Origin of the sequence: Streptomyces sp. NPDC014727 (genome assembly GCF_043083485.1) — a bacterium.
Lineage (GTDB): Bacteria > Actinomycetota > Actinomycetes > Streptomycetales > Streptomycetaceae > Streptomyces.
On record NZ_JBIBYR010000068.1, the window covers coordinates 1 to 4792 of the forward strand.

General features: G+C 37.4%; 5 protein-coding genes. 4 read left to right on the plus strand and 1 reads right to left on the minus strand.

Annotated elements, in window-relative coordinates; all coding sequences use genetic code 11:
• Nucleotides 1-287: 287 nt before the first annotated feature.
• Nucleotides 288-1634: a MobV family relaxase gene (gene mobV / locus ACF1B9_RS37820; RefSeq protein WP_053082646.1), complete on the plus strand. Its 1347-nt coding sequence runs from the start codon at nucleotides 288-290 to the stop codon at nucleotides 1632-1634.
• Between the two features lie 14 nt (nucleotides 1635-1648).
• On the plus strand, nucleotides 1649-1831 hold the full coding sequence (locus ACF1B9_RS37825) for a hypothetical protein (protein WP_350835256.1): 183 nt from the start codon (nucleotides 1649-1651) through the stop codon (nucleotides 1829-1831).
• 13 nt (nucleotides 1832-1844) lie between these two features.
• Here the strand turns inward: ACF1B9_RS37825 and ACF1B9_RS37830 are convergent, their stop codons facing one another.
• Complete coding sequence (locus ACF1B9_RS37830; protein ID WP_048558832.1) at nucleotides 1845-2402, minus strand: replication/maintenance protein RepL; 558 nt, start codon at nucleotides 2400-2402, stop codon at nucleotides 1845-1847.
• 1039 nt (nucleotides 2403-3441) lie between these two features.
• Here ACF1B9_RS37830 and ACF1B9_RS37835 point away from each other — a divergent pair.
• Complete coding sequence (locus tag ACF1B9_RS37835) at nucleotides 3442-3993, plus strand: TetR/AcrR family transcriptional regulator (protein WP_000028029.1); 552 nt, start codon at nucleotides 3442-3444, stop codon at nucleotides 3991-3993.
• Nucleotides 3993-4370, plus strand: coding sequence for a quaternary ammonium compound efflux SMR transporter QacH (qacH, locus tag ACF1B9_RS37840; protein ID WP_000121134.1), 378 nt, complete (start codon nucleotides 3993-3995; stop codon nucleotides 4368-4370). The genes ACF1B9_RS37835 and qacH overlap by 1 nt, the downstream gene beginning before the upstream one ends.
• Nucleotides 4371-4792 lie beyond the last annotated feature (422 nt).

Genomic DNA, 4792 nt, shown 5'->3' on the forward strand with positions numbered 1-4792 from the left:
TACCGGACCGAAGGGAGGATAAGGAGTTGATAGACTCACTTCACCAAGACCCTCTTGGTGTCTCAAAAGGCAACACCTTTTGAGCTGCCTACCGGCGAGGGAGCCCCTCAAGGATTGAGGGGTTGGGGAGTTCGATTAAGGGGGTCTGGGGAAGAGTTCCCCAGTGGGTTTGGGCAAAGCCCAAGGTTTGGCTTTTAGCGTCGCAGACCACATGAAACTTTGCGTGCAAAGTGTAGTGTGTTACACTTTCTATTAATCTATCGATTTTCAGAAAGGGTGCGTACCCCATGAGTTACTCCATTATCCGAATGCAGAAAATGAAATCAAATGGGATAAAAGGGATTCAATTTCACAACCAAAGAGAGAGGGAAAGTGAAACGAATCCCGACATCAATAAAGCTGATTCTCATCTGAATTATGACTTGATAAACGGTCAAAGGCAGATTGATTACAACGAGAAAATTAGCCAAGTAATTGAGGACAATGTGACCTCTGGAAAAAAGATCCGTAAAGATGCAGTTAAGCTGGCTGAATTCTTAATTACCTCTGACAAGGAATTCTTCGATAAAATTTCACCCAAAGAGCAGAAAAGGTATTTTGAAACGGCTCATGAGTTCCTTGCTGATCGATACGGTGAAAAGAATTTAATCTATGCGACTGTTCACTATGACGAGAAAACCCCTCACATGCACGTAGGCTTCGTTCCAGTAACGGAGGATGGCCGACTATCGGCTAAAGATTTCTTTGGCCAGAAAAAGCAACTGGTGAGTCTTCAGGACGATTTTAATCAGTACCTGAAGCAAAATGACTTTAATTTGGAAAGAGGGGTCTCGTCGAGCCGTAAACACGTGGAGACGGCTAAATATAAGGCTCAAACGTTTCAAAGCATGGAGAAGGAAGCCCAAGAGAAATATGAGCGGACAATGGGGCATATTCAAGAGATTGATGATAAATCGAAATCGATTGCGAATATCGAAGCTAAAAAGGTTCTAGGGCTTGTTGGAATGAAGGAACAAGACTACAAAAGCCTAGTCGATTATGCGACCAATGGTGTGGCTTATCAGCTACAAGCAGAGAATCTGCAGAAAGAGTTGGAAAAGACTCAAAAAGAAGTTACGCAGCTGAAAGCTGATATGCAAATTGGACAAGATAAAATTCGCTATTACTACAAAGATATTGAAGAGAATTTAGACTCCTTAGCAGAGAAAAAAGCACTGCAAAAAGTGAAGCAAACAGACATTGTAAAGAACTATGGAGACTTGATAGAAAAGTACAATGGACTCGTTAATAAATATAATGACCAGTTGAAGGAGAAAAAGGAGTTAAAACAACAGGTGGACACTCTAAAAATTGAGAACCGGTCTTACCAAAATGAGAATCGGGAATTGAAATTAGAGAACGGAAAATTGAAGGGAAAACTCGTGCAGATCAGCAAGGAGTTTTCTGTTTTTAAAGAGAGGGTGGGCAAAGTTTTACACGCTCAACTTGACCGAGTAAAAACGTTCTTGAGGATGAATGATGTAGACCGAAGTACAATCAAGTTCCTGGATGATAGGCAAGATAAATTAGTCCAGGACTCTTTAGAAAAAATGGAGAAGCCACAAAGGCAAAAAGGGATGGAGATGGAACGCTGATGAAGGTGAAACAATTGGTTGAGAAGTTGGAGAAACTAGACCAAGAGGGAGAATTAATGCTTTTTATGAGGGATAGAAAGAGACCTCATTTAGGTTCTGGAACTCTTATTCCAATAAAAGATATTGGTGTTTTTACAAGTGTTGACCAAGATTCAAATGAGGGCAAATATGCTCTTGAAATAAAGAAAGGCGAGTAGTTATCTACTCGCTTTATTTTAAGTTTTCACGTTCTCTAAGGGCTTTAAATTTATCAAATTGGCTTTTGTATTCAAAGTCCTTGTTTTCCTTTTTGCTGACAAGGATTTTACCATCGTATTTAGCAAATTTCTTTTTGTCATTGCCATCTGTCCAAGCAAGGTCTTCGTTCACTACATAGACGTTTGATGTTCCCATTTTTAAAACATTTAAAAATCCATTCTCCTCTAAAAGCTTTACTGCTCTGTAAACTGTTGACCTTGATTTGCCAAAATAATCTTCAAAAACTGCATAAGAACAAGCTAAAGCATTTCTGTTATCCATGTGTTCCAAGATAAAAAATAATAAAGAACTTGCGAAGTTATGATTTGCCATTAACCATCTTAATTCTGGCATGTTGTCACGATAAAGCTGGATGAAATTATGATTTTTCTTTTTCTCTTCAAATTGCTCTTTGTCTTTGTTTTCTTGCTGTTCAAGATCAATAAGTCTTTGAAGCATTTGAAGTTGTTCAGGGGTTAACTCAACATTAATTTTTCTCTGCTCGTCCAATTTACGCACCTCTGCTGGCATAGAATCCTTCTCTCCCTTGTTATGTATCATCAGCTGTGATACCTATATGTATAATTTATGACACATCATAGGTCAAAAATGAACTATAGTCAAGCAAAAAATGACACATCTTAATTCAACTATGTGTCACAAGCTATGACACATATACGTGTCACAAGCTATGACACATTACCTTAACTAAAACATTGATATATCAACATTTTTTCTGTGTTCCCTTCTATATCTCCTAAAGGGCTTTTCTCCACGCAAGGTTCGGGTAGTATTTTTCGGACAGACCACCGAAAAATCTCCACCCTTTTCTCCTTGCATTCCGAAATTTTGGCGGTGCTGTACTTTCGCCAAGCCGACGTACCTAAAACGAGGAATTCAGGAAATCGGCTTGCTCGAGCCATTATACCGCCAAAACCGCCAGAGCTTCCGTTCATAAATTTTCTCTTTTGCCTTATGGATCTACGCAATATGGGGGCTTCCCCCAAACCCCCTTGCCAGCCTCCACCCTAAAACAAGGGGAGAATTGATGGTGTTCGAATAAAAATCTTTGATATTTAGAAATCTAATTTTAAAGAAGGGAGTTGAGCTTTCATGAATAGTAACAGTAGCATTAATAAAAGTAATTTAAATTTATTAGCCGTAGTAGCACTAGGATTGACGACAATTTACACCGCAATATTAGCGACTCAATTAATGTCCACAAAACATAAAGTTGATTATTTATATTACAAAGAACATTTTCAAAAAAATAATAAGGGGAATAATAATTAATCGCTAAAACAATGAGAGGCGCTCTAGAAGGGGTAGAGTCCTGAAAATGCGGATTTACAACGGTAATGTAATTTTCACCCATAAATAAAGCCGATTTTAAGAAATCGACTGTTGAACTAAAGCTCCCTTTACTTTAAGTACATTTCTTCACAATCTTTAGATTAATTTATTGGATTATTTTTATGTGAAAGAGTGATATTAAATAAGAGCTTTAATTCGATTGACAAAAAAACCGTCCAGAAGGTATATTATATGTATCTAAGTTATGGAGGTTATTATGTCTATTTCAAAGCATGCTAATAAGAAAAAAAATATATTGATTGCTGCATCTGAAATTGTAAAAGAAGAAGGAGTTGTCAAACTCACATTAGAGGCAGTCGCCCAAAGAGCTGGCGTGAGTAAAGGTGGATTATTATACCATTTTCCTAGCAAGGAAGCATTAATTAAAGGAATGGTGGAAGATTGGACAAATAATTATTTCGAATGCATTAATACGTTAGTTAATAACGACGATGATAACGCAATAGGAAAATGGAATAGGGCTTATCTTAAATCTACATTTTCCGATTTAGAAAACAATAATCTAAATTCCGCACTAATGGCTGCTATGTTTATTAATCCAGATTTATTAGATGAATTCCGGCAGAGATACGATATTTTGCATACAAAGTTAATAACTGATGGAATTGATCCTGTCAAAATAACAATTACAAGATTATCCATAGATGGTCTTTGGTTTTCAGAAATATTTGGAATGGCACCATTAAATGAAGAACTAAAAACACAAGTTTTTGATGAACTAATAAACATGATTCAGGAGGACGAATAATGTCATATCTATATTTAGCACTTGCAATAGTGGGGGAGATTATTGGCTCTTCCCTATTAAAAGCATCTGAAGGCTTTTCAAAACTCTATCCTACAATAGGGGTAATAATAGCTTTCGTTGGTTGTTTTTTCTTTTTATCCTTGTCGCTAAAAACAATCCCCTTAAACACTGCATATGCATTATGGGCAGGTTTAGGACTTGTTTTGACTACAGTAATTTCAGTTTTAGTTTGGAAGGAAAAACTTAACATGGCTAGCATTGCAGGAATAACACTGATTCTTGTAGGAGTTGTAATATTGAATTTGTTTGGACCAGGACATGGAGAATCTGGTCATGAAGCAAGCGAAACTATTACAATGAATGAGACAATGGAATAACACATAAAAAAGTCCTTCTTAATAAAGAGAAGGACTTTTTAGCTTAATTAAGGGTATTTTTTGAAGTCCTTATTCAACAAACCTGCGTACGTTAGTTTAAGTGTATCACTTCACAATTCCAATAGAGTAGAGTTTATTGAGACATAATGAAATTAGCGTTTTAAATGACTTCTGACTGTCTCATAAGACTTGTATCAAATGCTTACCGTTGTAAATCCGCATTTCCCTGACGCTACCCCTAGAAGCGTCTTTTTTGCTTTTTAAGGGTTTTTACTAGGGGCAACCTCTTACAAAGGCGAGAGAGGCCCGTATGGCGTCTGTCAACGGTACCGGACCGAAGGGAGGATAAGGAGTTGATAGACTCACTTCACCAAGACCCTCTTGGTGTCTCAAAAGGCAACACCTTTTGAGCTGCCTACCGG